Origin of the sequence: Parapedobacter koreensis, assembly GCF_900109365.1 — a bacterium.
Lineage (GTDB): Bacteria > Bacteroidota > Bacteroidia > Sphingobacteriales > Sphingobacteriaceae > Parapedobacter > Parapedobacter koreensis.
In genome coordinates this window covers 107466-132523 of sequence record NZ_FNZR01000010.1, presented here as the reverse complement: position 1 = coordinate 132523, position 25058 = coordinate 107466, and the positions used below count along the sequence as shown (strand labels likewise).

At 39.7% G+C, this 25058-nt stretch carries 23 protein-coding genes and 1 tRNA gene; 3 read left to right on the top strand and 21 right to left on the bottom strand.

The genetic code is table 11. The features are described 5' to 3' along the window. Positions 1 to 11: 11 nt before the first annotated feature. From BMW65_RS20450 to BMW65_RS20435, 4 genes are all read right to left on the bottom strand, one after another. A complete protein-coding gene (locus BMW65_RS20450) occupies positions 12 to 2447 on the bottom strand; it encodes a PIG-L family deacetylase (RefSeq protein ID WP_090608403.1) in 2436 nt (811 codons plus the stop codon). Between the two features lie 299 nt (positions 2448 to 2746). After that, complete coding sequence (locus BMW65_RS20445) at positions 2747 to 3007, bottom strand: DUF6952 family protein (RefSeq protein WP_090608401.1); 261 nt, start codon at positions 3005 to 3007, stop codon at positions 2747 to 2749. Next, positions 2988 to 3302, bottom strand: coding sequence for a thioredoxin family protein (locus tag BMW65_RS20440; RefSeq protein WP_090608399.1), 315 nt, complete (start codon positions 3300 to 3302; stop codon positions 2988 to 2990). Before BMW65_RS20440 ends, BMW65_RS20445 begins: the two co-directional genes overlap by 20 nt. 96 nt (positions 3303 to 3398) lie before the next feature. After that, positions 3399 to 4043: a peroxiredoxin gene (locus BMW65_RS20435; protein WP_090608397.1), complete on the bottom strand. Its 645-nt coding sequence runs from the start codon at positions 4041 to 4043 to the stop codon at positions 3399 to 3401. A gap of 238 nt (positions 4044 to 4281) precedes the next feature. On the opposite strand from BMW65_RS20435, the gene BMW65_RS20430 reads away from it, so the two are divergent. After that, positions 4282 to 4353: transfer RNA gene (locus BMW65_RS20430), tRNA-Arg, on the top strand. Here the strand turns inward: BMW65_RS20430 and BMW65_RS23970 are convergent. Next, positions 4323 to 4721, bottom strand: a complete 399-nt coding sequence (locus BMW65_RS23970) for a hypothetical protein (protein ID WP_143053955.1) — start codon at positions 4719 to 4721, stop codon at positions 4323 to 4325. The genes BMW65_RS20430 and BMW65_RS23970 overlap by 31 nt on opposite strands. A gap of 102 nt (positions 4722 to 4823) precedes the next feature. Between BMW65_RS23970 and BMW65_RS20420 the strand changes: the two genes are divergently transcribed. Then, positions 4824 to 5795, top strand: a complete 972-nt coding sequence (locus BMW65_RS20420) for an MraY family glycosyltransferase (RefSeq protein ID WP_090608393.1) — start codon at positions 4824 to 4826, stop codon at positions 5793 to 5795. On the opposite strand, the gene BMW65_RS20415 is transcribed toward BMW65_RS20420, so the two are convergent. Then, complete coding sequence (locus BMW65_RS20415) at positions 5773 to 6669, bottom strand: NAD-dependent epimerase/dehydratase family protein (RefSeq protein ID WP_090608392.1); 897 nt, start codon at positions 6667 to 6669, stop codon at positions 5773 to 5775. The genes BMW65_RS20420 and BMW65_RS20415 overlap by 23 nt on opposite strands. Before the next feature lie 10 nt (positions 6670 to 6679). Beyond that, positions 6680 to 7432: a glycosyltransferase family 2 protein gene (locus tag BMW65_RS20410; RefSeq protein WP_090608391.1), complete on the bottom strand. Its 753-nt coding sequence runs from the start codon at positions 7430 to 7432 to the stop codon at positions 6680 to 6682. Positions 7433 to 7547: 115 nt separating this feature from the next. Here BMW65_RS20410 and BMW65_RS20405 point away from each other — a divergent pair, with 115 nt between their 5' ends. Beyond that, positions 7548 to 9131 carry an SH3 domain-containing protein gene (locus BMW65_RS20405; RefSeq protein WP_090608390.1) on the top strand — a complete coding sequence of 528 codons (1584 nt, stop codon included), beginning with the start codon at positions 7548 to 7550 and terminating at the stop codon, positions 9129 to 9131. A 10-nt stretch (positions 9132 to 9141) separates the two neighbouring features. Here the strand turns inward: BMW65_RS20405 and BMW65_RS20400 are convergent, their stop codons facing one another. From BMW65_RS20400 to BMW65_RS20335, 14 genes are all read right to left on the bottom strand, one after another. Continuing rightward, positions 9142 to 10281: a glycosyltransferase gene (locus BMW65_RS20400; RefSeq protein ID WP_090608388.1), complete on the bottom strand. Its 1140-nt coding sequence runs from the start codon at positions 10279 to 10281 to the stop codon at positions 9142 to 9144. Next, positions 10265 to 11455 carry an O-antigen ligase family protein gene (locus BMW65_RS20395; RefSeq protein WP_090608386.1) on the bottom strand — a complete coding sequence of 397 codons (1191 nt, stop codon included), beginning with the start codon at positions 11453 to 11455 and terminating at the stop codon, positions 10265 to 10267. Before BMW65_RS20395 ends, BMW65_RS20400 begins: the two co-directional genes overlap by 17 nt. 125 nt (positions 11456 to 11580) lie before the next feature. Continuing rightward, complete coding sequence (locus BMW65_RS20390) at positions 11581 to 12462, bottom strand: glycosyltransferase family 2 protein (protein WP_090608384.1); 882 nt, start codon at positions 12460 to 12462, stop codon at positions 11581 to 11583. Further along, positions 12462 to 13583 carry a GumC domain-containing protein gene (locus tag BMW65_RS20385; RefSeq protein ID WP_090608382.1) on the bottom strand — a complete coding sequence of 374 codons (1122 nt, stop codon included), beginning with the start codon at positions 13581 to 13583 and terminating at the stop codon, positions 12462 to 12464. Before BMW65_RS20385 ends, BMW65_RS20390 begins: the two co-directional genes overlap by 1 nt. 81 nt (positions 13584 to 13664) lie before the next feature. Beyond that, positions 13665 to 14567, bottom strand: coding sequence for a glycosyltransferase family 2 protein (locus BMW65_RS20380; RefSeq protein WP_090608380.1), 903 nt, complete (start codon positions 14565 to 14567; stop codon positions 13665 to 13667). A 239-nt stretch (positions 14568 to 14806) separates the two neighbouring features. Beyond that, on the bottom strand, positions 14807 to 15721 hold the full coding sequence (locus BMW65_RS20375) for a glycosyltransferase family 2 protein (RefSeq protein ID WP_090608378.1): 915 nt from the start codon (positions 15719 to 15721) through the stop codon (positions 14807 to 14809). Further along, the gene (locus BMW65_RS20370) at positions 15721 to 16851 is read right to left on the bottom strand and encodes a polysaccharide pyruvyl transferase family protein (RefSeq protein WP_090608377.1); all 1131 of its coding nucleotides are present in this window, start codon (positions 16849 to 16851) and stop codon (positions 15721 to 15723) included. The genes BMW65_RS20375 and BMW65_RS20370 overlap by 1 nt, the downstream gene beginning before the upstream one ends. Continuing rightward, the gene (locus BMW65_RS20365) at positions 16848 to 17900 is read right to left on the bottom strand and encodes a nitroreductase family protein (RefSeq protein WP_090608375.1); all 1053 of its coding nucleotides are present in this window, start codon (positions 17898 to 17900) and stop codon (positions 16848 to 16850) included. The genes BMW65_RS20370 and BMW65_RS20365 overlap by 4 nt, the downstream gene beginning before the upstream one ends. Positions 17901 to 17911: 11 nt before the next feature. Further along, on the bottom strand, positions 17912 to 19378 hold the full coding sequence (locus tag BMW65_RS20360) for a hypothetical protein (RefSeq protein WP_090608373.1): 1467 nt from the start codon (positions 19376 to 19378) through the stop codon (positions 17912 to 17914). A gap of 13 nt (positions 19379 to 19391) precedes the next feature. After that, a complete protein-coding gene (locus BMW65_RS20355; protein ID WP_090608371.1) occupies positions 19392 to 20399 on the bottom strand; it encodes a hypothetical protein in 1008 nt (335 codons plus the stop codon). 11 nt (positions 20400 to 20410) lie between these two features. Then, positions 20411 to 21403 (bottom strand): N-acetylneuraminate synthase family protein, encoded by a 993-nt coding sequence (locus BMW65_RS20350; RefSeq protein WP_090608370.1) that lies wholly within the window; start codon positions 21401 to 21403, stop codon positions 20411 to 20413. Between the two features lie 2 nt (positions 21404 to 21405). Then, positions 21406 to 22476, bottom strand: a complete 1071-nt coding sequence (locus tag BMW65_RS20345; RefSeq protein WP_090608368.1) for a polysaccharide pyruvyl transferase family protein — start codon at positions 22474 to 22476, stop codon at positions 21406 to 21408. A gap of 1 nt (position 22477) precedes the next feature. Next, positions 22478 to 23152 carry a cytidylyltransferase domain-containing protein gene (locus BMW65_RS20340; protein ID WP_090608366.1) on the bottom strand — a complete coding sequence of 225 codons (675 nt, stop codon included), beginning with the start codon at positions 23150 to 23152 and terminating at the stop codon, positions 22478 to 22480. A 27-nt stretch (positions 23153 to 23179) separates the two neighbouring features. Further along, entirely contained in the window at positions 23180 to 24979 is a 1800-nt protein-coding gene (locus BMW65_RS20335) for an ABC transporter ATP-binding protein (protein ID WP_090608364.1), read from the bottom strand. Between the last annotated feature and the right edge of the window lie 79 nt (positions 24980 to 25058).

Sequence of the window (25058 nt, the reverse complement as noted above, 5' to 3'; positions counted from 1 at the left end):
TATCTGTTTAATCAATTGGGTTTCGCGAGCAAATTTACAAATAATCTATAAGCCCCCGGCACGCCGGCGGGCAATTGCCTGAAAAAAGCCAGCGATGTATAAACAAAGTTACCTTTGCCATAAGAGGCCACCAATAGCGAGCCATCGCTGGCCGTTTCGCCGGGGTCAGCCATACGCAGCGGCTGTTCATAGTGTCCATCAACGCCTTCTGCGAAATACAGCCCGCGCTCCTGTATCCACCCCTCAAAGTCTGCTGCCGTGATTTTATTCGGGTAGTTCAACACCCGGCTATCGGGCGTGCGAATGGTTACGGGAGCTGTCTCATCGGTGACCCGATTGCGGGTGAGTTGGAAGGGGTAAGGTCCCAGATCCACAGGTTGCAGTCCACCACTTACATTGTATTGCACCACCAATGTGCCGCCATTTTTGACATATTCCAATAAGCGGGATTGCATATACGGTATGCGATCGTTTATGTTGTAAAGCCGAACGCCGGTGACGATAGCATCATATTGTGCAAGGTTTCCGGACAGGACCTCTTGTTCAGTAAGCATATCTACACGGAGCCCGATTTCGCGCAAGGACTGGGGAATCAAGTCGCCTGCTCCGGGCAAGTAGCCAATGCGGGTAGCCGATACACCTGTTTCCACCTTAGCGAGGCGTGCTGCCGCTGGAGGAAACCAGGTAATGCGCGGAATGTGCTCGTAAGCGATGGTACGGATAGCTTTAGCCGTTTCCGTACCATCGCCATATTGCAGTGCAATGCTCAACGAATCAGCGAGTGAAGCCTGCTGTGCAGGATAGATGGTGAATTTGGCCGTGGTCTCCTCGGCCTTCGCTGAAAAGTTCAACGGCAGTTGCTGCGGTTCTGCCCGCCATCCCGGAGGCAAGCTTAGCATCGCGACAGCCGAAACTTGCTCTTGGGTATGGCCAGTGAAGACCACTTCGAGTGTCTTGGGTTCATCACCATTAAATACCAAAGCTTTTTGGCTGAGGTTAGCCGTTATCCTCGGTGCAACGACCAGGGGCTCGTATACCTCACCGCGCACGGGATGAGTGTATTTATATACAATTGGACGTTCGAAAGTAAGCGTTTTCCCATTGATGCGTAAGGAGACCGTAGTCTTAGGATTATCCTTATTCCCTGGGTGACCTATATCCTCCTGATCATCCACTACAAAGCTGCCCAACCCATGAGGCTGGCGCAGCCAATAAGGCTGAGTAAGGGTTGAGGCGGTAAAAACGGATGATTCCTCATGTAGCTCATTAAAAGGGAGTGTGGTATTGCCCACTGTCACGGTTACATCGGGACGGCGCACGATAAATGCAGTACGGATGGGAATCTGTTCGTTTATGGCGAATTTGCCCGTAGGCGCATAGCTTTCAAACCAAATGCCACCACAAGCGAGAATAAGATCCTTGATTTCGGTCGACTTTTGGGTTTTCCAATACTCGTCGTCCAGCTTTTCCACCTCACTAAGCAAGGCCAAAAGGTCGGTGATGGAATTTTCCGGATGCTCCAGGTCAAACTGTTCGTCTATCTTAGCAATCAGCTGAGCAATGTTGTCGCTTCCATCTACGCGCTTCCACGACGTTTCAATCCCATCAAAAAGCGTTTCCGCTGGTATGTCGCCCTGTAGTGCCTCAAAACGTTCGACACTGTTGCCACGTTGGCGGGCCGATCCGAAACCTTGGCTTTTGTGGTTTGAGCGACTCTCGGCAGCAATCTCTCCATAAGATTCACCAATATAGGGATTATATTCACCGATATTCGTCAGGAAATGGCTGGAAGAAGAAGGCGATCCCTGGAAGAAGCTGGATGTGTTCCACAGCAATCGTTTGGCTTGCCATACGCTCACATCGGCAAGTTGTTCCGGGAAACGGGCGGGATCCGCTGCCGCTTTGAAGGCCTCAATGGCCAGCAAGGCAGACGCTTGGTGGTGCCCATGGCCCGCCCGTTCATCGGGCGGAAAGCGTGTGATGATCACATCAGGTCTGAATTTGCGGATGACCCATACCGCATCGGCCAGAATTTTGTCACGTCCCCAAAAACGGAACGTTTCATCCCATGTCTTTGAAAACCCGAAATCAAGGGCCCGTGAAAAGAATTGCTCACCGCCGTCTACACGCCGTGCGGCAAGGAGCTCGTTGGTGCGAATAAGGCCGAGTTCTTCCGCCTGCTCCGTGCCGATAAGGTTTTGCCCACCATCGCCGCGGGTGAGCGACAGGTAGCCCGTCCGGTAACGTTTTTCTTTGGCAAGCCAGGCAATCAACCGCGTATTCTCATCATCAGGATGCGCGGCAAAGTACAGTACGGAACCTAGGGTATTCAGTTTTTTTATCGCCTGCTTGATTTCACCAGCATGCTGCGGCTGCTGGCTCTGCGCAATGGATAAAGAGGTTATGCCAAGGAAAAAAAGCAGATTGACAAGGATTCTTACGTTCATGGCCCTAAAGATAGGGGTTTGGCGTGAACAAACAAAAGCCGTCCCGACAAACATCGGGACGGCTTTTGCAAATTAACAATTAAAAAATCATTTAAATCTTAAAACCGTTGATTTTAATAACTATTAAAACAAACGTATGCTTATTCCAACCAACAGACGAATAAAACGGCCTTAAGAAGTTAACCTTTAACAACGGTAAAGATACGAGAATAAGCCCGACGTAAGACCAGCTTTCTGCAACAAGTTTTCCACAAAAGATTCGTTTTAAACACTTTTTTGTGGAAAACCAGTCGCTTTATTTATCCCTTGTCGATGGAGCCCAGCACCCGTTTCATAAAGGTATTGAGGGCCTCTTTGCGTTCCATTCCGCCTTTTACGAGTTTGTCCACTTCGATAGCCCCGTACATGTTCGAGATAAGCTCACCAATTACATCCAGTTCCTCATCTTTCAATGAAGGCACTTCAGTGAGCGATTCAAGCGTTTCGATGGCTTCGAGCACGTAGTCTTGGTCGTTTTGCTCGATAAACTCAGTCAGGTGCTTAATTATGGGCAACTTCATTCAGCAAGTCAATTAATGGGTCAAATTTATTGGTCTGCACCTGATTCACCAATTGGCCACCCTTGAATGCCGCGAAGGTAGGCAGGTTACTGACATTGGCCAGCTGCCGCGACTGCGGAAACCGCTCGGCATCAGCAATGACAAAAGGGATTTGTTCATTTTCCGATGCCAATTTCTTGAACTTCGGTTTCATGATTTTGCAATTGCCGCACCAGGTGGCTGAGTACTGTACCAGTACCACGTCGTTATTTTTTACGATATCAGCAAGGTTATCGTTTTCTAATTCCTGTAACATAATACATTTTGTTTTTTGTTTGAATCCTCTTTTGAGGGGACAAGGACGCCCAAGAAATCAGGTTGATTTTTCAGGCATCCTTGATGAGCTTTTGTGTTAGCTCAATGAAACTTGGCTGGCCAGGTAAGTGGCTACACCATCACGGGTGGCGTTCATGGCTTCTTTGCCTTCTTCCCAGTTGGCCGGGCATACTTCGCCGAATTTCTGCACGTGTGCGTACGCATCGATTAGGCGGAGGTATTCCTTCACGTTGCGTCCTACAGGCATATCGTTCACACTTTCGTGGAAAACTTTGCCATCCTCATCGATGAGGTAAGTAGCGCGGAACGTCACATTCGAGCCTTCGAAAATGTAGCCGAATTCTTCGCTTTCCTTTTCTTCACCTTCCAATATGCCCAATACGCGGGAAAGATTGCGGTTGGTGTCAGCAAGGATGGGATACGTTACGCCCTCGATACCGCCATTATCTTTGGCCGTGTTCAACCAAGCAAAGTGTACCTCATTGGTATCGCATGATGCACCGATAACGATGGTGTTGCGTTTTTCAAATTCAGGCAATGCTTCTTGGAATGCATGCAATTCGGTAGGGCATACAAACGTGAAGTCTTTAGGATACCAGAATAATAAGACTTTTTTTCCTTTTTTGGTCGCTTCTTCAAAAACGTTGATGGACAAGTAATCACCGAGGTAATCAATCGCATCAACGGTAACACTGGGGAATTTTTTTCCTGTAAAACTCATAGCTAATCTGTTTATTTTTTGACACTGCAAAAGTACGCTTTATCTCCATGACGTGATATCGTTTTTATCAATGGGCTATATAAAATGTTTATGGGAGCGTTTTTTTGAAGTTTTCATTACATTATTTCTTGCCAGCCTGTTGTTAAAATGATTGCCATCACTTTTGTGCCGTCCGTTAGATGAGCGGGAAAATTTTTCCATTGTTCGCTTAAAAGTGTATTTTTGTCGGAGATTTAATGGCCTCGTAGTTCAACGGATAGAATAGAAGTTTCCTAAACTTTAGATATGGGTTCGATTCCCGTCGAGGCTACTGGCCCGCTTCATTTGAAGCGGGTTTTTTGTTTTTATCTTCAATTGTTGTTTCCACCAACTATCCCTTTTCTCCCACCATCCCCCGTGCGCGATGCGGGGCTGATCCGGGGCGTATCCGTAAAAAATCCAGATCCGCACCGCATCCGGGCCGGATAGCACCCGCATTATGGTAGAAGAATGGGAGGAGAATGGCGGAAGAAAGTGGGGTAAAACGTAGATGATGCCAAAACAAGCGACCCAGCGCTTCTGTAACTGCTCCAAGACTGCTGCGCGTGGGGTAGCTGTCTGCCAGCGGTGAGCTGGGTGTCTGCCGGGTGTTTGACGCACCCTTACAGCACGCTCACCGCAGCCTGATCGCCAGCTCACTGCACTGGGATGTGGGGCTTTCCGGCCGCGGGTAGGTGATCGGCAACGCCACAGGTGATCAGGTCATATTGATGAATGCATCAAAAAAATTATCTTTGTCCCATGATTTATGCATGGATAGCTGTTTTGCTGTTTGCCGCCATGTTGGTGTATTTTCGAATTGCCGACCGTTATAATATCATCGACAAGCCCAACGAGCGCAGTAGCCACACGCAAGTGACCATCCGCGGCGGAGGGATCGTTTTTTACCTCGGGGTATTGGCGTGGTTTATCTGGAGTGGCGGGGGCTATCCCTATTTTTTTGCCGGCCTTACGCTGATTATGTTCATTAGCTTTCTTGACGATATGCTTACGCTTTCAAATCGGCTGCGCATCAGCGTTCATTTGATTGCCGTATTGTTACTTTTTGCCGAAGTGCAGCTGTTTGATTTTGCTTGGTATGTCATTCCAATAGCGTTGATATTGGTCATTGGTACTATCAATGCGTATAATTTCATGGATGGTATTAACGGTATTACCGCTATGTACAGTTTCGCGGTGTTGTTATTGCTTTGGCTGGTCAACTGGGACGTTGGCTTCATCGATGACCGCCTGCTGTATTGTACCACCATTGCCAATGGCGTGTTTGCCTTTTTCAACTTCCGGGGGCGTGCAAAGTGTTTTGCAGGGGATGTGGGTAGTGTAGGCATGAGTTTTATTTTGATTTTTGCCACGTTAAATCTGATTCTCGCTACAGGTAACTTCGTATATATGATGTTTTTTGCGGTGTATGGAGTGGATAGTGTGCTTACTATCATTCACCGGCTATTCAGGCGGGAAAATATTTTTAAGGCGCACCGGACGCATTTGTATCAGTATTTGGCGAACGAGGGGGGAGGGGATAAGTTGTTCATCTCATATTGTTACGGTCTATTGCAGGTGGGGGTGGGATTGTTGGTCTTTAGACTGGCTGACTATTCCGCGGCTACACAGATTTGGGGCAGTATTGGCGTGTTGGTGGGATTAGGTATGATGTATATCGGTGTGAAGGGTTATGTATTGAAGCGACATATTAAAAACTTCTCAACGTCTTAAGCAATCCTTCCCTTGCTGATACAGGCATGTGACCGATTTTTAGAGCGTCTTTGATTTTGCTGTTATCTACTACATAGTTTTCCGTCAGTTTTTTAAGGCGTTCGGTATTGAATGGTAATGTAAGTCGGTCGCCCCATCCGGCTACACTTTTGATAATGTTTGGCGACAACCTCCAGAGCCTCGTCTTCTTTCCTCGGGCCTCTCCTAGAATCCGTATCAATTCGTTGGTAGAGAGGGCTTCGTCGTCTGCTAAGTTGTAGGTGCCGCTCGGAATATCCGGATTTTTAATTAACCACTTGACCACAAATTGGAGGTTATCAATGGAAAGGAAGGAACGGCGGTTATCAAAAGCAGCCAAAGGATAAGGGATTCCCGTTTTGACGACTTTGTAAAGTAGGTTGAGATTTCCTTTGTTCCCCGGCCCGTGAATCATACAAGGACGAAGGATAAACAGTCGTTTGCCAGGCGGTAATGGTTGACTATTGAGGTATTTCTCAGCCTGCTGTTTTGACTGTCCGTACGGCGTTTGGGGATTGGGGTGTATGGATTCTTCTAAAATGCCTTCCACAGTATCTGCTACGGCCTTCACACTGCTAAAGTAAATGAAATCTTCTGCCTTGCTTTGCAAGAAATGATCAAAAAGCTGTTTTGTCAGTTCTGTGTTGACTTGGAAATATTCATCGGCTGCGCTGGTGTTCTTTGTATCATGCGCTTTGCCAGCTAGGTGGACGACAGCGGTGTAATTGTCTATCAATTTTTGTTGCCATTTGCTGTCTCTAAGCATAACGGGTAGACAGTCCATGCCTTGTCTCTTCAGGTAAGGTGTAAGATTTTGGCCAACAAAGCCGGTGGATCCTGTGAGTAATACAATCATTCTTAATGGTTTATTTTCTCAACAGACGCAAGGTAATATAGTTTGTGATGTAATACAACGATGTAAAAAAAGGCTGTTGTTCAATATGTCGATAAATATGCCAATGGTATTTTATCAGTTTCCATTTATTGCTGGATATCGATCCTTTTCTTATACGATACCTGGCTAGGATTTCTGGCACGCAATACGCGTATTTCACCTTCTTCAACAATTGTAGCCATAGAGTATAATCTTGGCGATTTCTAATATCAGCCATGTATACTTTGCCAAAGTAGACGGTGTCATACATTGCCGTCAGGCATCCAATTTTGTTGGACATCATGGTTGAACGATAGTCGACCTTATCGGGGAAATAGTCCATTTTTTTAAGGAAATTGCCTTCTTCATCCAGCTGTTCGTAATGTGTGAATGTAAAAGGGGTTTTATTTTTCTCCATAAAGTGTAGTTGCACCTCCAACTTGTTAGGCAACCAAATATCGTCACTATCTAAAAAGGCTATGTAACGGCCAGTCGCCACCTCTATGCCTCGATTGCGTGTTCGTGCTGGGCCAAGGTTATGGTCGTTACGGATGAATTTAATTCTATTATCCTTTTTTTTGTATTCTTCCACAATTTGAGGACCACTATCCGTGGAACCATCATCAATAATGAGTAACTCTAAATTTTGATACGATTGAAGTAATACACTCGCAATTGTCTCAGATACAAATTGCGCTCCGTTAAAAAGTGGTGTGATTATTGATACTTTTTTGTTCTCAGACATTCAAGTGATGCTTCGGAGGTATTGATGATTGAATCTACGAGCAATATTAAGAAATTTTAGTAATATAATAAATATATTTAGTTCTATTTGAATATCTATCGGCAATTCAATAGTTATGATTAAACAATTATTTCTATCACTCATTTTGGTCGTTTACATTGCTGCCTTAAACGGACAGTCGGTTCAATCAGCTTCGTCTGTGATAAGTATTGGCCGAAATGGCAAAATAGCCTCCAAAAATTGGGCTGCCAATGGAGAGAAAGAAGCTATTAATATTGTGCCGGATTATTCTTATGCCGGATACAAGGGAGGAGGAGTTGCAATACCCGATGTGCCTGTCAAAATTACCCTTTCCCCAGGAAAGGGTGATCAAACGAAAATTATTCAGAATGCCATAGATAAAATAAGTAAATTGCCTTTGGATAAAAATGGGTTTAGGGGTAAAGTATTATTACGCAAAGGAACGTATAATATTAATGGGACGCTTTCCATTAGAAATGAAGGAGTGGTGCTAGCAGGCGAGGGACAAGGAGAAAATGGTACAGTGTTAAAAGCAACCAAAAAATCAAAACAAACATTGATAAGTATCGGAGGAAATTCAAAAATCAGCCCTATATCGAATACTGAACAAAATATAATAGATGACTTTGTTGGAGTCGGAGCCAGCAGTTTTTCTATCCAATCCGCGAAAGGACTCAAACTAGGAGACACAATTCTTATAGAGAAAACGCCGAACGCGGCATGGTTCAAAGTAATTGGTATGACGCAATATGGATGGACTCCCACAGCATATCGTATCAAACATGAACGGATTATTACAGGGATAAATGGTAATGAACTAAGTCTTAATATCCCTGTGGTGGATGCTATATATAAGAAGTATGGCAGTGGGATCGTATATAAAGCAAATATCACAAGGGTCGTCGCGAATTGTGGTGTGGAGAGTTTGCGTTTGATTTCGGATTACGCCAGCGAAACAGATGAAAACCATGGATGGGAAGCAGTTAAAATTGGAGGAGCTGAGCACTGTTGGATACGAAAAATTACTGCTCAATATTTTGGGCAATCTTGTGTTACCATTCTTAATGGGGCGAGCTTTATCACTGTGGAAGACTGCGCGATGCTTGATCCGAAATCGAGAGCTGTCGGAGGAAACAGATATTCCTTCAATATTGTCAATGGATCTTTTAATTTAATTCAACGATGTTATACCCGATCGGGGAGGCATGATTTTGTTACAGGGAGTAGAGTCGCTGGTCCAAATGTTTTTTTGGATTGTTATGCCGAAAATGGCCGTGCTGACACCGGGCCTCATCAACGTTGGGCTACAGGAATTCTCTTTGATAATGTGTTTGCAAACTCCATCCGAGTCATTAACGCAAAGTCCAATGGTACTGGTCATGGCTGGACCGGAGCACAAATTATGTTGTGGAATTGCGAGGGAAATAAATTAGAAGTTCAAATACCACCAACAGCTATGAATTGGAACATTAATACGAATTCCGCTATCGCTGAAAGTAATACGTTGTTTGGCAAAATTATCAATGTGGTATTTAATTCAGCTACCCAACAACCTCGCTCTTTGTATGTTAAGCAACTAGAGGATCGCTTGGGTGCAACGGCAGTTAATAATGTAACTACACCGGAACAAAGACGGGGCAATCTTTTCAATATACTTAAGCAGTGGAAAGGAGGTTAAATAAGCCTATTTATTTATATCCATCGATTAAATGATTATAGATGCCTACTAGCAGTTTTTCTTGTGATGCCCAATTTAACTCACTAGTTACGCGTCGTCGGCCGTTGGATCCCATGAAACTTCGTAATTCAGCATTTTGTAGAAGTTTATCTATCGCCTTTTGGATTTCCGTATAATTTAAAGGGTCTACAGCAATACCACATTGATTATCTTCCACAAATTGCTTCCATGCGGGGAAATCCGAACAAATTATAGGAAGGCCATTGAGCATGTATTCAAAAAACTTGGTCAATTCTTTTTTTTCATAATGTTTGGTTTTAGGAAAAAGGGCTATGCCAGCTAGCCAATCTCCTGATTTGTAAGCATCTTTTATTTTATCTTGAGGGATATATTCATTGATTCCAATAATTACAATTGCGTTTTTGCGATCTACTTGCTGCCATATTCTTTTCGCGAGATCTTCTGTACAATAGCCGATAAAGGTCACAGAGACATCGGTAACTTTATCAACTAATATGCTCTGTGTTAACGCCCCTCTTACTTCTGTGATGTTTCCTGTGTATAAGAGTTTAATATCATTTCCTGTAGGTGGTAGATTGTATTCTCTCTTTTTTTCCGTATCCGTCTTTTCGAGAATCGGATAATTTAAAATCGTATATCCATTCGGAAGATATTCTTTATAATACTTTTCTGCAAGCAATATTGTAAAATTCTCTGCCGCTCGCCTCTCTAAAAGTATATAAATTGCAGTAAACAGCTTCTTTAGAAAAACATTTAAGTACTTTTTCTGCCCGATTGACGTACGATAATCTTCGTGAACGTCATAAATCACTTTCTTGCCCCTAATATTGAGCCAATATGCTACTAATAATAATTCCGGGTCATGGATTTGATAGATGTCTGCATTTATTTTTTTCGCCCTTTTGTATATTTTGCAAGCTATACGAGTGATTCGATACAAAAGGTTCCGTTTTGCCCCTACGTCTATAATCTGCACTCCACGAAAAACTTCGTCTTGTTTCCCATCTGCCACAATTAAATATGTTTGAAATCCAGCTTTAGCCAAAGAAACACATTGTTTGTATAGAATACGGTTATCGTATCGAGGATGTACACTAGTTAAATGAGCTACTTTATATATTTTTTTCATTAATTCGTTGTTTCATCAATCCCAGTAATATTCCCAATGTTGTTAAATGGAGATAAACGACACTATTTTGAATCTGAGCTTCGATCAAAAAGTTCATTAACAGAATTATACATGTTTGAAAAATGTAGACATAAGAAAATAACTTGATTTCTTTTGTCAATTTTAATCCATGTATTGCTATCGACAATGAATAAATTACAAAGAAAAGATAAAGTGATAAGCCGATAATCCCATTCCGTAAAAGTATATATATATAGTAGTTATCAGTTGAAGACACGACTACTCCTCTTAAAGGACCTAAGCCAAATATAGGTGAGGTTCTGAATAAATCAATAGCAATGAACCATCTGTCGAACCGTCTAGAGAATGTATTTCCTGCTGCAAATAATGTCTCGAAATCTAAATTTAGAACGATTTGAATGCCAACATATAGATAATAGTTGAAGTACTTAATAACATCTAGAATAAGGCCTCGAAATAACCAAACACCAAAAATAAAAGTTACAGAGATTAAAATAAACATAAATTTATTTCTCATCCGCAGGAAAAGATATACAATTGTCAAAAATCCACATGCAATAAACCCCGTCCTTGAGCCAGATAACAACACTACCAATCCGCATATTCCAAGCATCGTTAATACTGTAAAAGATTTAATAAACCCTTTCACCAATGTGCAACCTAAGATAAACGAGGACAATAAGCAAGCCATTAAGGCTGTGGTATTAGGATTTCCAAAAATCGTCGTGACTCGCTCGGTAGAAGTCAATTTTTCGCTTTGGTGTTCGGGGGCGTATAATTTGGTTACAAATCCAAACTGGATAGGCATTATCTTTTGCATAACAGCAAAGACACCGATAATTAGTATGATAATAATGAATACACTTAAGATATTTTTAACGCTAAATTCGCTACGTAAAGCTAAGTAATAACCGAAAAGCATGAATACGGGGATCTGCAAATAACGAATAACGTCTAAAGGATCTCTAAAATTAAATTTGGTTATTCCCATTAAATATCCATTCACCAAAGAGTATAAACCAAAAAGAAAGAGAAAGAAAAAAATGAAACAAATATTTGCGACTTTAATCGTTAAATATTCGGCTGTTCTATTCAATAAAAAAAAAAGAATCGGCAATCCAAGTACGACCATATCAATCAACCTCATTGCCATTGCGCCCAGAAATGCCTGTGGATACGGCCTAAGAAAAAATAATAACAATATTAGCACGCCGTAAGTATATATAGATATACTTACGTTTGATAAGCCATTTGGCAGTTTAAAAGTGAAATTGAACACTAGTGCTTAATCAATAAACCTTTAATAAATCCGTATACACTTATAAGCCTAAAAAAATACCTAATACAATAAAGACAGAAAAAGTATCGTTTGGCTTCAGGCAAAGAGCTATTCCGAATATTTTTTGACAAGTATATTGGATTGGGAGGAACCCAAAACAAAATTATGCGCTTCATAAAAGTCAAAAAAAAAGTGCCACTTTCCAGCCAAACTTTAGGTTGGCCTGTTGCAACTCGTATGGTTTTATTTAACAACGAACGATAGTTTTTAGGTTTCATTGTTACAATTGCCGTGTCAGCAAACTTCAGTAAATAGCCATTAAGTGTTGCGTTTTTGGTCCATCGCAGGTCTCCGCCTGAGCGTAGGCCCTCTTCAAACAAGCCTAGTTCGTTAAAGAGAACTGTTTTTATAAATAAGTTACAGCCAACTGCCAATCCACGCCGTTCGATGGACTCTTTCATTTTAATATTGGATACTGAATCATAAATTTCCCAGATATTACTTTTTAAAGTCACATCGAAAATCACTTTTCCACCTATTAAATCTGCTTTTTTCAAATGTTTAGTGCCATTTAGAAGCCAGTCTTCACAGGGTTTACAAGTGGAATCGAGTAACGCTATTATTTCACCTTTTGCCACTTCAATGCCACGATTTCGTGCAGAGTATGGGCTTTTAGTATAACGTGTTTCCTTGAGAAAATGAATGTTCGGGTAACTATTAACTATCTTTTCCGGATTATCGCTGGAATCATTATCTACTACTATAATTTCAAAACGATTTGCTGGATATTTCTGACTCTTAAGCGCCTTTAATATATGTGACAAACCATTAGAGTTATTATATATTGGTATTACTATCGAAATATAAGGTAACTTAGCCATTAAGCTTGTTTAAAAAACTCAAACACTATTTTAAAAACAATAAAAGAAATTCCTATAAAAAGACCCAAAATACTAAATACTATTGCTGAAATTGGAGTATTTGGTTCACTTGGGCTGAGTGGAAGAATCGGTTTTTGAAAGATTGCTACCACGGGTTTTGACTCTTCCAATCTAAGCTTTGACTGTTCCAACTGTTGGGCTAGATTGTTATAGATATTGGATGCTAAACTGAACTCTGCTTGAAGTCGCTGCATATTTGCTTTATCCGCTTCCCAAATCAATCCAACATTGTTATCTCTAAAAGAGGCGAGATTCAGCTGTGCAGTCTTATATCTCTTCTCGGCCTCAATTAATTGGCTCTCAATAAACTTGTTATTGCGTCTCTCTCGATCAGTTTGGTACTTAATAACATAATTGATTAAATGGTCAATAATTTTTTTATTGAGAATTGCACTTACTTTTGCATCAGGCATTTTTGTTTCTATTTCAAAGATTCGGTCGGTTCTTTTGACAGTAATTCTGTTTTGCAATTTATTAATTGCACTCACTTCCTTTGCTGTTATTTGAGTATAAAAACTTACTGAATCCAAACTATTATATTCAGTTTTAAGTGATTCGGAGACCACCTCTTTATCACGCCGCTTAAAAAAAGAAAATAATTTCTTCGGTGATTGGATTGCGATTGCAATCCAATTCTGTCTTTCATACTCGGCAAAATAATCCACCAAGGTTAAAGAATCTTTAAGCTCCTCGAAATAATACTGCTCACTTGCTAATTGAAGTACAAAATCTGCATTGGTAACTATGCTAGGATACAGATCGGGCGAAAGTGTCTCGGGTTGCATTAAATTTCTGGTATTTAATCCGGCTAATGATGCCAGATTATTTAGTCCGCCCCTTCCTGTCTGATCATTTTGTTCGGTAATGACTTTTGAGTTTGTTGTATATTCGTTTGGAGAAGTAAGACCTCGAATCAATCCTATTATAAACATAAAAACGATTATCCCAACGATTGACCATTTGGCTACAAAAAAAACCTGAAAAACACTTTTTAATCGTATAGCCTCATTATCCTTCGATTCTTTAACAAAAGAACTTATATGTTTATTTATTGATCTCATCGGTAATTTAATCCTAATTAATCGCAGATTTGATTATGAAATAGCTGCCAAATTTACTGTTTATTTATGGGTATGATGACGTTATTTTTCAGGGTTCCTCTTTAAGATGTAACTCAATGTAGTTCTTATAATTCTATTATAACGATAAAAGAGCGGCACTGAAAGATATTCCTTCTTTATATTTTTCTCAAAATATTCCTTGAACTTATATTTGTTTAACCACAGATTTCTAAACACATACTTACTATATGCTCGGTGAATTTTCCGTGTATACAAATTGCGTTGTGTCAAATAATTTTTGGCCTTTCTCCTTAATTCAATTCTGGTGTTCAGAATATCTAAAAATCGCCTATTATCGGAGGACTTACTAATAGAATTTTTTTGTTTGTAAACTAATGTGGAAATAGAATCATCATATAAAACATTAAACCCCGCTTGTAAAATTCTAAACATTAATTCATACTCTTGTGAAGATTTAAGGGTCTCGTTCCAACCTTCTACGGCCAACAGGGCCGACTTCCTAAATAAATTAGCGCTAGTTATACCTAATCGAGAATCCATCAAACCAACCCATTTATCTTTTACCGCTTTTTTAGTTTCTTTTTTCCTGCTTGTTAAATCAACGGCAACGTAGTTCCCGATTATGATCCCAATATTCTCTTCACTTCCAAGAAAGTCAATTTGACCTTGAATTTTATATGGCAATAATTCATCATCTGCATCCAAAAATTGAACCCATTCCCCAGCTGCTTCTCGTAATCCTTTATTGCGCGCCGATGGTGCTCCTTTTTTTAATTCTTTAAAAATCCGAATTTTATCAGGATACTTGCGTTGCATTGAAAGCATTATACGAAATGTATCGTCTGTTGAACCGTTATCTACAAGAATAATTTCGATGTTTGGGTAGCTTTGTAAAAGAACGCTTTCCACTGCCCGATACAATGAAGATTCACAATTAAAACATGGAACAACAACAGAGACCATTTAATTCCTATCACTATTATCCGATTAAAATCGGAGTCGTTTTTCTTAAAATGTTAAATCGGCCATTTTGTCCACCCGGGACAAGCATTAGCCAGTGGCTATATATCTTATAAATACCAATACATTGTTAGAGCCAACCCAAACCAAAAGAATCGATGTATCCATTTTATAATCCTTTTCAAAAACCAGCTGCCCGATAAAATTTATTTCCTTACCAAGGTGTTTTCCTGTAAACAAAGCTACCCCCTTTTTTTTACCAGAGGAGCTTTTAAATAAAAAGCAATCTTGGCTTTTAGTATAGCCTTTACATTGTATCCCCAAGGAACCTTTATCTCCTCTTCATCCATTATTTTATTGTAATATTGGCTAAATTGGTACCTGCGTTTCCATAAAAGCCTATAGACATATTTGCTAAAAATAGAATGCATTTTGTCAGAATATCTATTTTCATTAATTAAGTGCCTTCTGATTTCTTTTCTTAGTTCGATACGTGTTTTTAAGATTTCATCAAAGGCTTCTTTATCCTTAGGTTTACTAATTGAATAATTTCTTTTATAGATATAGGTATTTAGGCCATTGTCATAAGCGACTTTACAACCTATTTTCAATAACCTAAACATTAATTCATATTCTTGAGATGAAGATAACGACTCATCCCAACCTCCTGCGTCCAACAAAACTTTTCTTTTAAAAAGATTTGCACTGGTAATTCCCAATTTAGAGTCGATGAGATTCATCCATTCATCAGTGTATTTATTCCTCGTTATCTCAACATTGCTGCCTCTATTATTATTTATTTTAATATATCCTCCTATAATGAGTGAAATATCATCATTTGTTATAAGGTTGAGTTGACCCTCTATCTTATTCGATAGTATCTCATCATCTGCGTCCAAAAATTGGATCCACTCTCCTTTAGCTTCATATAAACCCCTATTCCGAGTCGCAGGAGCTCCTTTTTTTGTTTCTTGGCATATTCTTATCTTTGTAGGATGTGCTTCCTGTAGTTTTTTCATTAATGAAAACGAACTGTCCGTTGAACGGTTATCTACAAGAATGATTTCAATATTTTTGTGAGTTTGCGCTAACACGCTGTTAACAGCACGCTCCAAAAACAACTCACAGTTGTAACATGGGATAATTACCGACACCATTAGGATTTAATTTCATTAAAAACTGTCTGCCACATAGCTTTACTTAGCTCCTTCTGTATAACTGCATGCTGTTTAATTTCGTTGCTTATGGCGGTGCGAGTTTGTTCGTGGGAAAGCATCTTAACGGCTTTGTGCAATTCATCTTTATCGGAAATATCGCGAATTAAGAGGTTCGATTGATTGTAATCAGTTAATAGCAATTCGTATTTGTGCGACCAGCCTGCTACAATAGGAGGCACACCTTGGCAAAGAGCGCTTACAACTCCATGGAATCGTGAGCATATTATAAATTTAGTTTGACCAATAATGCCCTTTATGACCAATGGATCCGGGTTGTGAATAATAGGAATCGGCGATTTCAGCTCTTGGTTGGCTTCATCCGTCAGTTTGAAATCCTTTTGGCCTTCATGTATTAAGAAAAACGGATTAAATCCCTGCTGCCTAACATTAGTCACTGCATTTCGAAGAAAACTAAAATATTCGTTTTTCTCGTATTGCGTTGCCTCCAACATCTTATAGTTTGGTATGATGGCAACCTCTAAACTGGTATCTAAATTAGTCGGAACCTTTCCATTAATCAAATTCGTGAAATCAGGAGCAAGTTTTATTTTAGGCGTATTTGAAATCTCGCGTAAATAATCAAACGACCGTGGTTCTCGTGCAAAGATCAGATCTGCATAATCAATAATCTTAACCATCACCTTTCTTAATTCATCGTCATGGAAACCTCCGAACGCTTGCGGCAGCAGGATTACCTTTTTATTTCTTTTCTTCCATTCGACGATGTGTTTTCCGAGTTGATCTTCTGCATATTTTGCCCCCCATTGATCTCCGAAAGCAAATCCTGATGCGTCCAATACAACTTTAATCTCTTCATCTCTTACATAGCCCAGCAACGCATAAAACTGTGAAGGAATAAACTTCTTTAGCGCTTTTTTCAGTGGATGACGGGAAGGCCTTATCCTAATATAAATATTAACTGCCCTAAGTTTGTCTTTTGGCGTACGGGGAGTAGGTCGCATTACAACCTTTACGTTTGAATCATGCTTACGCAATTCCGAAAGTATCGCGTGTAGCATCAATTCTGCCCCTTTATTTACGAATTCTACTCCTCTCAGCTCAACTATCATATATTGTACTTTCTAATTTGTGATAACGGTCTCTTCTCTGAAAATGCTACCATTCCTTCTGGATCGGGATATCCAACGCCTATACACATGATCGGCCGTTGGTATTTTTCTAATTTAAGGAATTTTTCCATTTTTCTCTCCCTAGCTTCAATGTCTGGCCAGTTAATAGAACAACTACTTAGCCCAAGGGTTTCCAACGCTAACATCAAAGACATGTTTGCTAACGAAGCGTCGATGTATATAACATGGCGATCTCGCTCGTCAAAGTATGCGTCTAAATTTCCGACCACAACGATCATAACCGGTATCGAATGCCCATAACCCTTTGTCCCCATCGGATAATTCACTAATTCTTTAACCAACTTGGGATCATCGAAAATTCGATATTCAAAAGGTTGTCTGTTGCATGCACTTGGAGACTGATTGGCCACTAAAACAGCTTTATCAATTAACTCCCTCGAGACAGATCTATCTAAAAACCATCTTACTGAACGCCGTTGCTTAGCTAACTTGTAAAACTCTTCAAAACTAATAGTCGATTGGTCTTGAAGAATTCTGCAATATGGTACAGATTTTTCAATTACCGATAATGCCTCTATACTCGCCTGGATATGTTTTATAAATCTATCTTGCTGTGTGGAAAGAAACGGAGTAATTTCTACACTTTTAAAATATAGCTCCAAGACATCTCTAAACCATTTAAGTTGATTGTTTTCATGTATCGTATCTGTTTTGTAAATATTTACAAAGCAATCGATTGTTTCTTCAATATAGTCAACCGCAAAAATAGCTCGGCGAGGACGCATTAGGAGCCCCTTTTCGAGTCTATGTGTGTTTCTTACCAGCAAAAAATAATTACTTTTTAGTCGCTTAGTTTCTTCAAGGTGCTTTAGCTTGCCAGCTAAGACTGCGCGGCGCTCACGCGCAAAGGCAGATGATAGAAATGTGTAATATAAACCTGAAAGGCCGATGTATCTACCCAAATATTGGATAAATGCATTGGATAGGTTCGTTCTAATCTTAAACAGGTATTTTAAAAAAGTATTCATCCGAAATGAAATTAATCCCGATGTGCAGTGATTTGTAAGGCGCGATCGAAAATGCCCCCTTCTCTGTCTAGCTCATTCTTTAAATCAAAAGTTGAGGCATACGATGATTTGAATTTTTTGTAAATCGAACTAGTAACAACCATTTTCCACCATTTCTCTACATTCGTTTTTTCAAGGAAATCTATAGCCTCTTCAACAGAAGTGAACACCAAGTTAATAGTCATCAGCGGCTGCATTTGTTTCAAATAATTAGAATGCAAAAGAGACGTGTCAGGACAGATAGCAATAACGGGGTGATCAACACTAATGCATTCCAAAAACATTGTTGAGGGATGTGTAGGAAGTAGCACTAGTTCGGATTGTTTAATAGACTCATACGATGGAACTTTAAAGTCATCAATTTTAAGCCCTAATTCTTCAACATCAATGATTTTTGATTTGGCGCTGCTTTTCTCCTTATCAAGGATATCTCGTCTATATCTAACGCATACGTTATACCTAAAAATACTGTTTGCCAAGCGAATTAACACAAAGTTTAAATAATCAATGAAGTCGGAAGACCTAGCTAAATCGTCACGAATATAAGGAAGGGGAAGCAAAATGCGCTCAACTTTGCCTATGGTCAAAAATTGTTGATATCGATTTTTAAATTTTAACAACTTATCTGATCCTAAAGGTAAATCTTTGATATTATATGCCCATCCCCACGTTACGAAACGATCGGCTATTTCGCGTTCGAAGTCTAGAATGAAGTGTTCTGCTAATTCACCATAAAATCCCCCGTGCTGATAGCAATACAATTTAGCTCCATTTAATATGCATTTTGCTATTACAAATTCTTTCAAAAAATCTTTTATTGTAAAATGAACATGAAACGATATACCTCCCGCTTTTTCCACATCAATGTGATTCCAGTAATAATCAAAATACTCAACATATACTTTAGGGATATTCTCAATGATTTTTTTTTTAAATGGGTCGGGGATCTCATTAGCAATCTTTTGCAAATTTGACCGCATGTTTGCCTTTCGATTCAGTGGCCGCAACCATAATAAACGTGAGTTTAAAGGGATCTCCTTGAGAAGATCACCCGGCAATGCTATACCAAAACTATAATTGCCTGAAGGTATCGTTAGCGTTGTTGGTGATATTATGCCTTTGATTAAACTTTTGATAGCGTTTAATACCTTGCTTATTTTAGAGACACTTCCGCTGCACGTTGATGTTGACATCTCCGCTCTTAATGCGATGTTATCAAAAGGAACATGGTTCACATTCGCAAATAGGGATTTATATTTTATAGCTGTAACAACATATCGAAATAAAAGTATCTTCCACGTCCGCTCATTACCTTTTCCATGTATTCTCATTAGCGCGTGTGCCGCGATTTGGAGAGACTGTTGAAAAACAAGGCCATACTCGTAACCATTGGCGTTTTCTAAATGAACGACAGGTTGTGTTATGCTATTTTTCTTCATCAAGATATTTTACTTACCTGTTAATCAAATTGGAGGCTAGAATTTGGAATACGCGTTTACTTCCTTTCTTGTCAACCAACCCTTTGCCTTTATTTCTCATTTCTAATAACAAACTTTTATTATCATAAAGATGGTTAATCTTGTTAATTAAATCAATGCTTTTCAATTCTTTAAAAACCCCCAAATTTATTGAGATACCAGTATCAAATATTCTCTTGCCAGTTGCATATATTTGTTCTTCTCGATCAAAAATATTTATGGTTGGCAAACCAGCATATACCGATTCCAATGTCGTAAGCCCACCTGCCAATATCGCTAATGAGCAATTTGCTAGTATACTCCAAACTGAGCGATTGGTTTTTGCTAGAATAATTTCGTGATTACTGTCTTTTGTAATGCAATCGACAAGGTCTTGATAGGAGTGCCTATAACCTTCTCCGAGTAATACCCAGAATGTACATGGAGTTTTCAGATAGGAGAGATGTTTTAACACAGCTAATGTTTTATTCGGAGCATCACCACCGCCCATGGCAATTCCAATGGTCAAATAATCATTGTTTAAATTATTAATATATAATTCGTCCGAAATAGGTTTACAATTCTCATTAAAAATAGCGAATTCAAAACCCTTGAAAATTTTGACGTTTCCAATTGGGAGGGTATCCTCATTACGCGTGAACAATAGATCAACGCGCAGCATCTGATTAAATACGGGTGAAATAGACATGAGGTTTCTGACCTTGCTTTTGATTTCAAAGAAAAACCTATCTGAGCAATAGACCGTGTCAAAAACGACAATATCGGGAGCGTAATCTAAAATTTGGTTAAGTGCATGATCCTCCGACTCACATACACGTGTGATATCGGCTAACTCATTAAAAATGTGTTTATCTTCAGCAGCCACTAACGGAAAAAGCCAGACAGAAAATCCATCCGGTGCCGACTTGGCGAATGTTTTCGACCTAAAAAAATGCCCGAAACCTAAGTTTGTGCCCCCCGTACAGTAAATAGCTACTTTCAATTTGCCTTTAATTAGCCGATCTTTTCAAAAGTAAACGCCTCATATTGCCTAATCGGAGTTTGCACGGACTTTCCGATTACCAAATCAATATCGTCTGCGTCTAATATACCTTCCGGTCGGACACAAAGCACATCATCATCTTTTAAAATCTCACCGGGAACCAAATCTCTCGCAGCGTAAAGTGACCTTCTCGCACGCTTGCGGGTATAACGTTCGGCGTCGGAAATCTTGTCTTCTTTGGGTTGAAGCGCAATTTCTGCTGTACGTATATCTTCGACATATTGAGTCAGGCCGTCTTCTTCCATCGCGTAAGCATGATCCAGGCCTTCCTGAGTATGATCGGTAGTAAAATGTTTCTCAAACCAAGTAGCTCCTAATGCTAATGCCATTACTGCGGCTAGGCTATCTCCAGTATGATCTGAGAAACCTACTTCTAAGCCAAACAAATTTTTCAATGTCGTGATAAACGACAAATTGGCTTGTTCTACTTTGGCAGGATATACAGACACACAATGCAATAAAATAAAGTTATTAAGGTTGCCAGATTTTTCGATCTCTTTAAGTGACTTTTCAATGTCACTAAGAGAAGACATTCCTGTTGATAAAACAACCTTCTTTCCGGTTTCGGCGACTTGCCTAAGGAAACGGATATTATTTAAATCACATGAAGCGATTTTGATATACGGTGGGTCTAACGAGCAAAGCAAATCCAACCCATTCTTATCAAATACTGAAGATGAAAATTCAATGCCTTGTTCGTTGCAATACATTGCCAACTCTCGATAGACATCATCCGATAGTACGGTAGATTCCCTTAGTTTAAGCACTTTCTTAATATCATAATGCCCATAGCTGTATTCTCCAGGAAGATACAGCCCCCAAGGGTTGATGATCTGAAACTTAACCGAATCGGCTTTGGCTCGAGACGCCAAATCTATCAATTCTTTGGCTTTTTGTTTTGAGCCGTTATGGTTGGTTCCCGCCTCTGCGATAATGTGAGCCATTATTATATCCTTTCGTTAACTAATGCTGCAAATTTTTCGCTATTTTCTACCATTGTATTCCGCAACTCTGCCCATCGTCCGTTTTGCCGTTGGGATTTAAGCGTTTCTAAATCTTGGAGATTGTTAAGCCTGTGCTCTAATTCAACCATCAGGTTGTCTTTTAATAAATCAATATTCCAATCATCCATGTCTAACGTCTCCAACATGCTTAACGCTCGTTGATCATAACTTATTTTAATCGCCGGCACGTCATACGACAAACAGGGGATAAACGAATGCAGGCGGAACGTTACGTTCAACCGCGTGTTTCTTAGATATGTCAAATACGTGTACACATCTTCGGTATAAAGATAATCAATCTCTTCGAATGAAGCTGCAAACGGAATGTCCCTGTGATCATGGCAAAGAAACTTTACATTCTGGTATCCTTTTCTTTTTAGCAAAGCGATCATTTCCGTTAGTTGGTCCCGTAATCGGTACTGATATTCCACAGGTATGCTCATCAATGTGGGTGTGCGGATAGAGATAAGTGTATCCGTTTTGTCCGTATCCATAATCGGAACTAAATGTTGAGGAATTTCATTGATGAAAAGCGTAGGACAGCCCCCTAAAGTATTGTCGCAACCAAGCGAATCAAGATGTGTTTTTGTTGCCTTATCTCGGGACAACGAAATATCGGTATATTGGTGCAACAGTTTAAGTTTTTCGTCAGCCATCGTGTCTGTCCGATCGACCAATTCCAACGCTCTGTTGTATACTTTTCCTCTAGAAACACTGAAGATCATCATTGGCTTTTCCAACGCCTTTAATGCAATGGGATTCACTTCCAGCTCCCCATTTTCATAAAGATTTCCTCCCCCGACAATCAAGCCATGGCCAAATTGATTCACTTCATAAATAGTTTGTGACGAAAGGCCCGCTTTCCGATGTGCTTCATATTTTCCAGTAGCAGGAAGCGATATTATGTTGTAATTCTCCTTAAATGCCATCCGAATAAAATGGTTTATCCCTAAATAGATGACGTCGTTTCCAATGTTAAACCCTTTTGGTCGAATCGAATATATGTTCTTCATATTAATTAAATTTTTGTATACGAATTAGCTGTTCTAAATGGAGGTTATATAGATCTGGATAAATGGTATGCAACTCATTAAGCCGAGCCCAATCTTCGGGCGTATCAAGTACCCATCTCAATTGAGAATAATTATGTTCATATTCAATATTAACGATGTTAAATATCGAATCATTCCTATAAAAATAACTCGTGATATGTTCTCGTTCCGACGCGTTAAAATCTCCCACATACTTAAGATAGGTTTGCGTGTTAATTAACTCAACCGCAATACCGTAAGGAAAGCTTCGTTTATACACATTACTTACGACATCAATTCGTTGGTTTTTACTAATAATTGCTAACGCTTTTCTGAATAAAAAAGGTTGAAGGAAGGGGCTATCCGCATTAACCCTAAAAAAAACGTCACAAGGATAGTCATTAATGCATTGAATTGTGCGTTCCGCAACATCTTGCAAATCCCCCCTAAAATGATGTACACCAATTGTGTCACACCATTTAGCAATCGGGTCATCTGTCTGCTTATCACTAGTCGCAACGATTAGATTAAGATTTGGGATGGTCTTCAACTTATTAATACAAATCCCTAAAACTGTCTCGTTTCCTATTTTGAAAAGAACTTTCCCCGGCAACCGAGAGGAATTAAAACGAGCATAAATAAAGACGTTTACTCGCATCGGATCAATCAATTTTCAGTAACTAAATCATATTTCTTGCAATGCCACCATTTTTTTGAACGCCGGTGAAGAATCGATCAATGCCTCGTAATCTCCTATTCCCTGTATTTTTCCATTTTGCAGAAGTACGATTAGATCGACATTTCTTATAGTCGACAACCGGTGGGCAACAATGAGTATGGTGTATTTCCCTTTCAATGCCTCGATGTTTTCTTGAATAGCACGCTCTGTTTCAGAATCCAATGCTGAGGTCGCCTCATCCATAATGAGGATATCCACTTCTTTATACAGTTCCCGCGCGATGGATAAACGCTGCTTTTGTCCTCCGCTTACTAAAATACCATTATTTCCCAGTGGGGCATTTTCTTGCTGTGGTAAGCGGCGAACAAAATCTGCAATTGCAGATTTTTCCAACGCTTCCCAGAAACGGGCCCTATTCTGGAGGGTATCATCAGCCCAAAACGTAACATTGTTATAAATGGTGTCGCTGAAGATCACAGGCTCTTGTGTGATATACCCAACACGCTCGTGATAGGTGTCCTTATTCAAAGTATTGAGTGGTACACCGTCAACCAACATATTTCCTTTTTCAATCGGCATCAAACCTGCGAGAATATTCACCAATGTGGTTTTTCCGCTACCGCTTTCACCAACAAAAGCCACCGTACTATTTTTGGATATGGTAATATCAATATTAGATAATATAGGCGTTTCATTATAAGAGAACTGTACTCCACTCAATGTAATAGCCGATTTAAGCCGATCAAAAGGAGCGCCCGTCGTCCGTTCTTGTTGAGCTGCCAACTCTTTCATAAACGCTGTGGTGTTGGTCAACGAGCCAGACATATTCAAAAAACTATTCCAATAATTTTGGAGTTGCATCAAGGCGTTGAGCGACCGGTAAAAAAACATTAAGCTCAGAATAATAGCGCCGATATTCTCGGAAAAAAACGTAACCTGTATAATAATTACTAAGACGACCACTATGATTACCAAGGGTTCACGGGTTGCAGCTAGAATCGCATTGTAAAATCCAATTCTTTTTGTATTTTGCTCAATATAATCGATGGCGTCCTTAAGTTTATTAGCATAACGTCTAATATAACCAGTAGCTTTAAGATACTTAAAAAATGCAATTTGCTGAATTAATAATCCTTGGAAGATGTGTCCTCCTTTTGTTATGTTCTTACTCGTTGCTTTAGTCCTTTTATAAATATTATTATAAACCAGATTAGATAATCCGCCTCCAATGAGGACGAGCACGGCAAATTGTGGGTCTGTTAATAACGCTAAAACAGCATAGACGCTAACCATTACACCCGATTGTACAGCTAAAAAATAATTGCGGTAAGCCTGGGAAACTCGGCCTACTTCACCTGAAAGTGTATTCTGTATTCTACCAACGTCACTCGTAACAAACGATTTATATTTTAGATTGCTTAGCTTATTTATACTTTCATATCGTAATTTCTTAATGAAGTACTGCTGAGTAATTACACTATAGTATTGTTCACAAAATTTAGCAATACCTTTTAGTGTAAAAAGAAACGCAATGATGATAAGTACGGAATAAAGCGTCAACGAAATTCCTACTGCATTGATACTGCTAATTAAGAAATTCAATCCTCCCAAACCCTCCCCACTTATCTCCTTATCCCCACCAATCATTTCAAGTAAAGGAAAAAACATAGCTAGACCGAACCCGTCCAAAATACCAACGAAGAGGCTTAGGCTCAACGCAATAAAAATGCGATGCCTGAGATGAATATAGAAAAACACGAAATACGTAAAGTATTTTCTAATTAGATCTTTAGCGTACTTTGACATGGTTTAATCTTTTCTAATTCTTTCGTCTCTCTTAAATGAGCAACAAAGGTACTCATTTTGTTCTTTTTAGAGAACATCC

Coding starts and splice junctions, on each gene's coding strand:
- BMW65_RS20450 (WP_090608403.1), bottom strand. CDS start 2,447: ATGAACGTAAGAATCCTTGTCAATCTGCTTTTTTTCCTTGGCATAACC.
- BMW65_RS20445 (WP_090608401.1), bottom strand. CDS start 3,007: ATGAAGTTGCCCATAATTAAGCACCTGACTGAGTTTATCGAGCAAAAC.
- BMW65_RS20440 (WP_090608399.1), bottom strand. CDS start 3,302: ATGTTACAGGAATTAGAAAACGATAACCTTGCTGATATCGTAAAAAAT.
- BMW65_RS20435 (WP_090608397.1), bottom strand. CDS start 4,043: ATGAGTTTTACAGGAAAAAAATTCCCCAGTGTTACCGTTGATGCGATT.
- BMW65_RS20420 (WP_090608393.1), top strand. CDS start 4,824: ATGATTTATGCATGGATAGCTGTTTTGCTGTTTGCCGCCATGTTGGTG.
- BMW65_RS20415 (WP_090608392.1), bottom strand. CDS start 6,669: ATGATTGTATTACTCACAGGATCCACCGGCTTTGTTGGCCAAAATCTT.
- BMW65_RS20410 (WP_090608391.1), bottom strand. CDS start 7,432: ATGTCTGAGAACAAAAAAGTATCAATAATCACACCACTTTTTAACGGA.
- BMW65_RS20405 (WP_090608390.1), top strand. CDS start 7,548: ATGATTAAACAATTATTTCTATCACTCATTTTGGTCGTTTACATTGCT.
- BMW65_RS20400 (WP_090608388.1), bottom strand. CDS start 10,281: ATGAAAAAAATATATAAAGTAGCTCATTTAACTAGTGTACATCCTCGA.
- BMW65_RS20395 (WP_090608386.1), bottom strand. CDS start 11,455: ATGGCAATGAGGTTGATTGATATGGTCGTACTTGGATTGCCGATTCTT.
- BMW65_RS20390 (WP_090608384.1), bottom strand. CDS start 12,462: ATGGCTAAGTTACCTTATATTTCGATAGTAATACCAATATATAATAAC.
- BMW65_RS20385 (WP_090608382.1), bottom strand. CDS start 13,583: ATGAGATCAATAAATAAACATATAAGTTCTTTTGTTAAAGAATCGAAG.
- BMW65_RS20380 (WP_090608380.1), bottom strand. CDS start 14,567: ATGGTCTCTGTTGTTGTTCCATGTTTTAATTGTGAATCTTCATTGTAT.
- BMW65_RS20375 (WP_090608378.1), bottom strand. CDS start 15,721: ATGGTGTCGGTAATTATCCCATGTTACAACTGTGAGTTGTTTTTGGAG.
- BMW65_RS20370 (WP_090608377.1), bottom strand. CDS start 16,851: ATGATAGTTGAGCTGAGAGGAGTAGAATTCGTAAATAAAGGGGCAGAA.
- BMW65_RS20365 (WP_090608375.1), bottom strand. CDS start 17,900: ATGAATACTTTTTTAAAATACCTGTTTAAGATTAGAACGAACCTATCC.
- BMW65_RS20360 (WP_090608373.1), bottom strand. CDS start 19,378: ATGAAGAAAAATAGCATAACACAACCTGTCGTTCATTTAGAAAACGCC.
- BMW65_RS20350 (WP_090608370.1), bottom strand. CDS start 21,403: ATGGCTCACATTATCGCAGAGGCGGGAACCAACCATAACGGCTCAAAA.
- BMW65_RS20345 (WP_090608368.1), bottom strand. CDS start 22,476: ATGAAGAACATATATTCGATTCGACCAAAAGGGTTTAACATTGGAAAC.
- BMW65_RS20340 (WP_090608366.1), bottom strand. CDS start 23,152: ATGCGAGTAAACGTCTTTATTTATGCTCGTTTTAATTCCTCTCGGTTG.
- BMW65_RS20335 (WP_090608364.1), bottom strand. CDS start 24,979: ATGTCAAAGTACGCTAAAGATCTAATTAGAAAATACTTTACGTATTTC.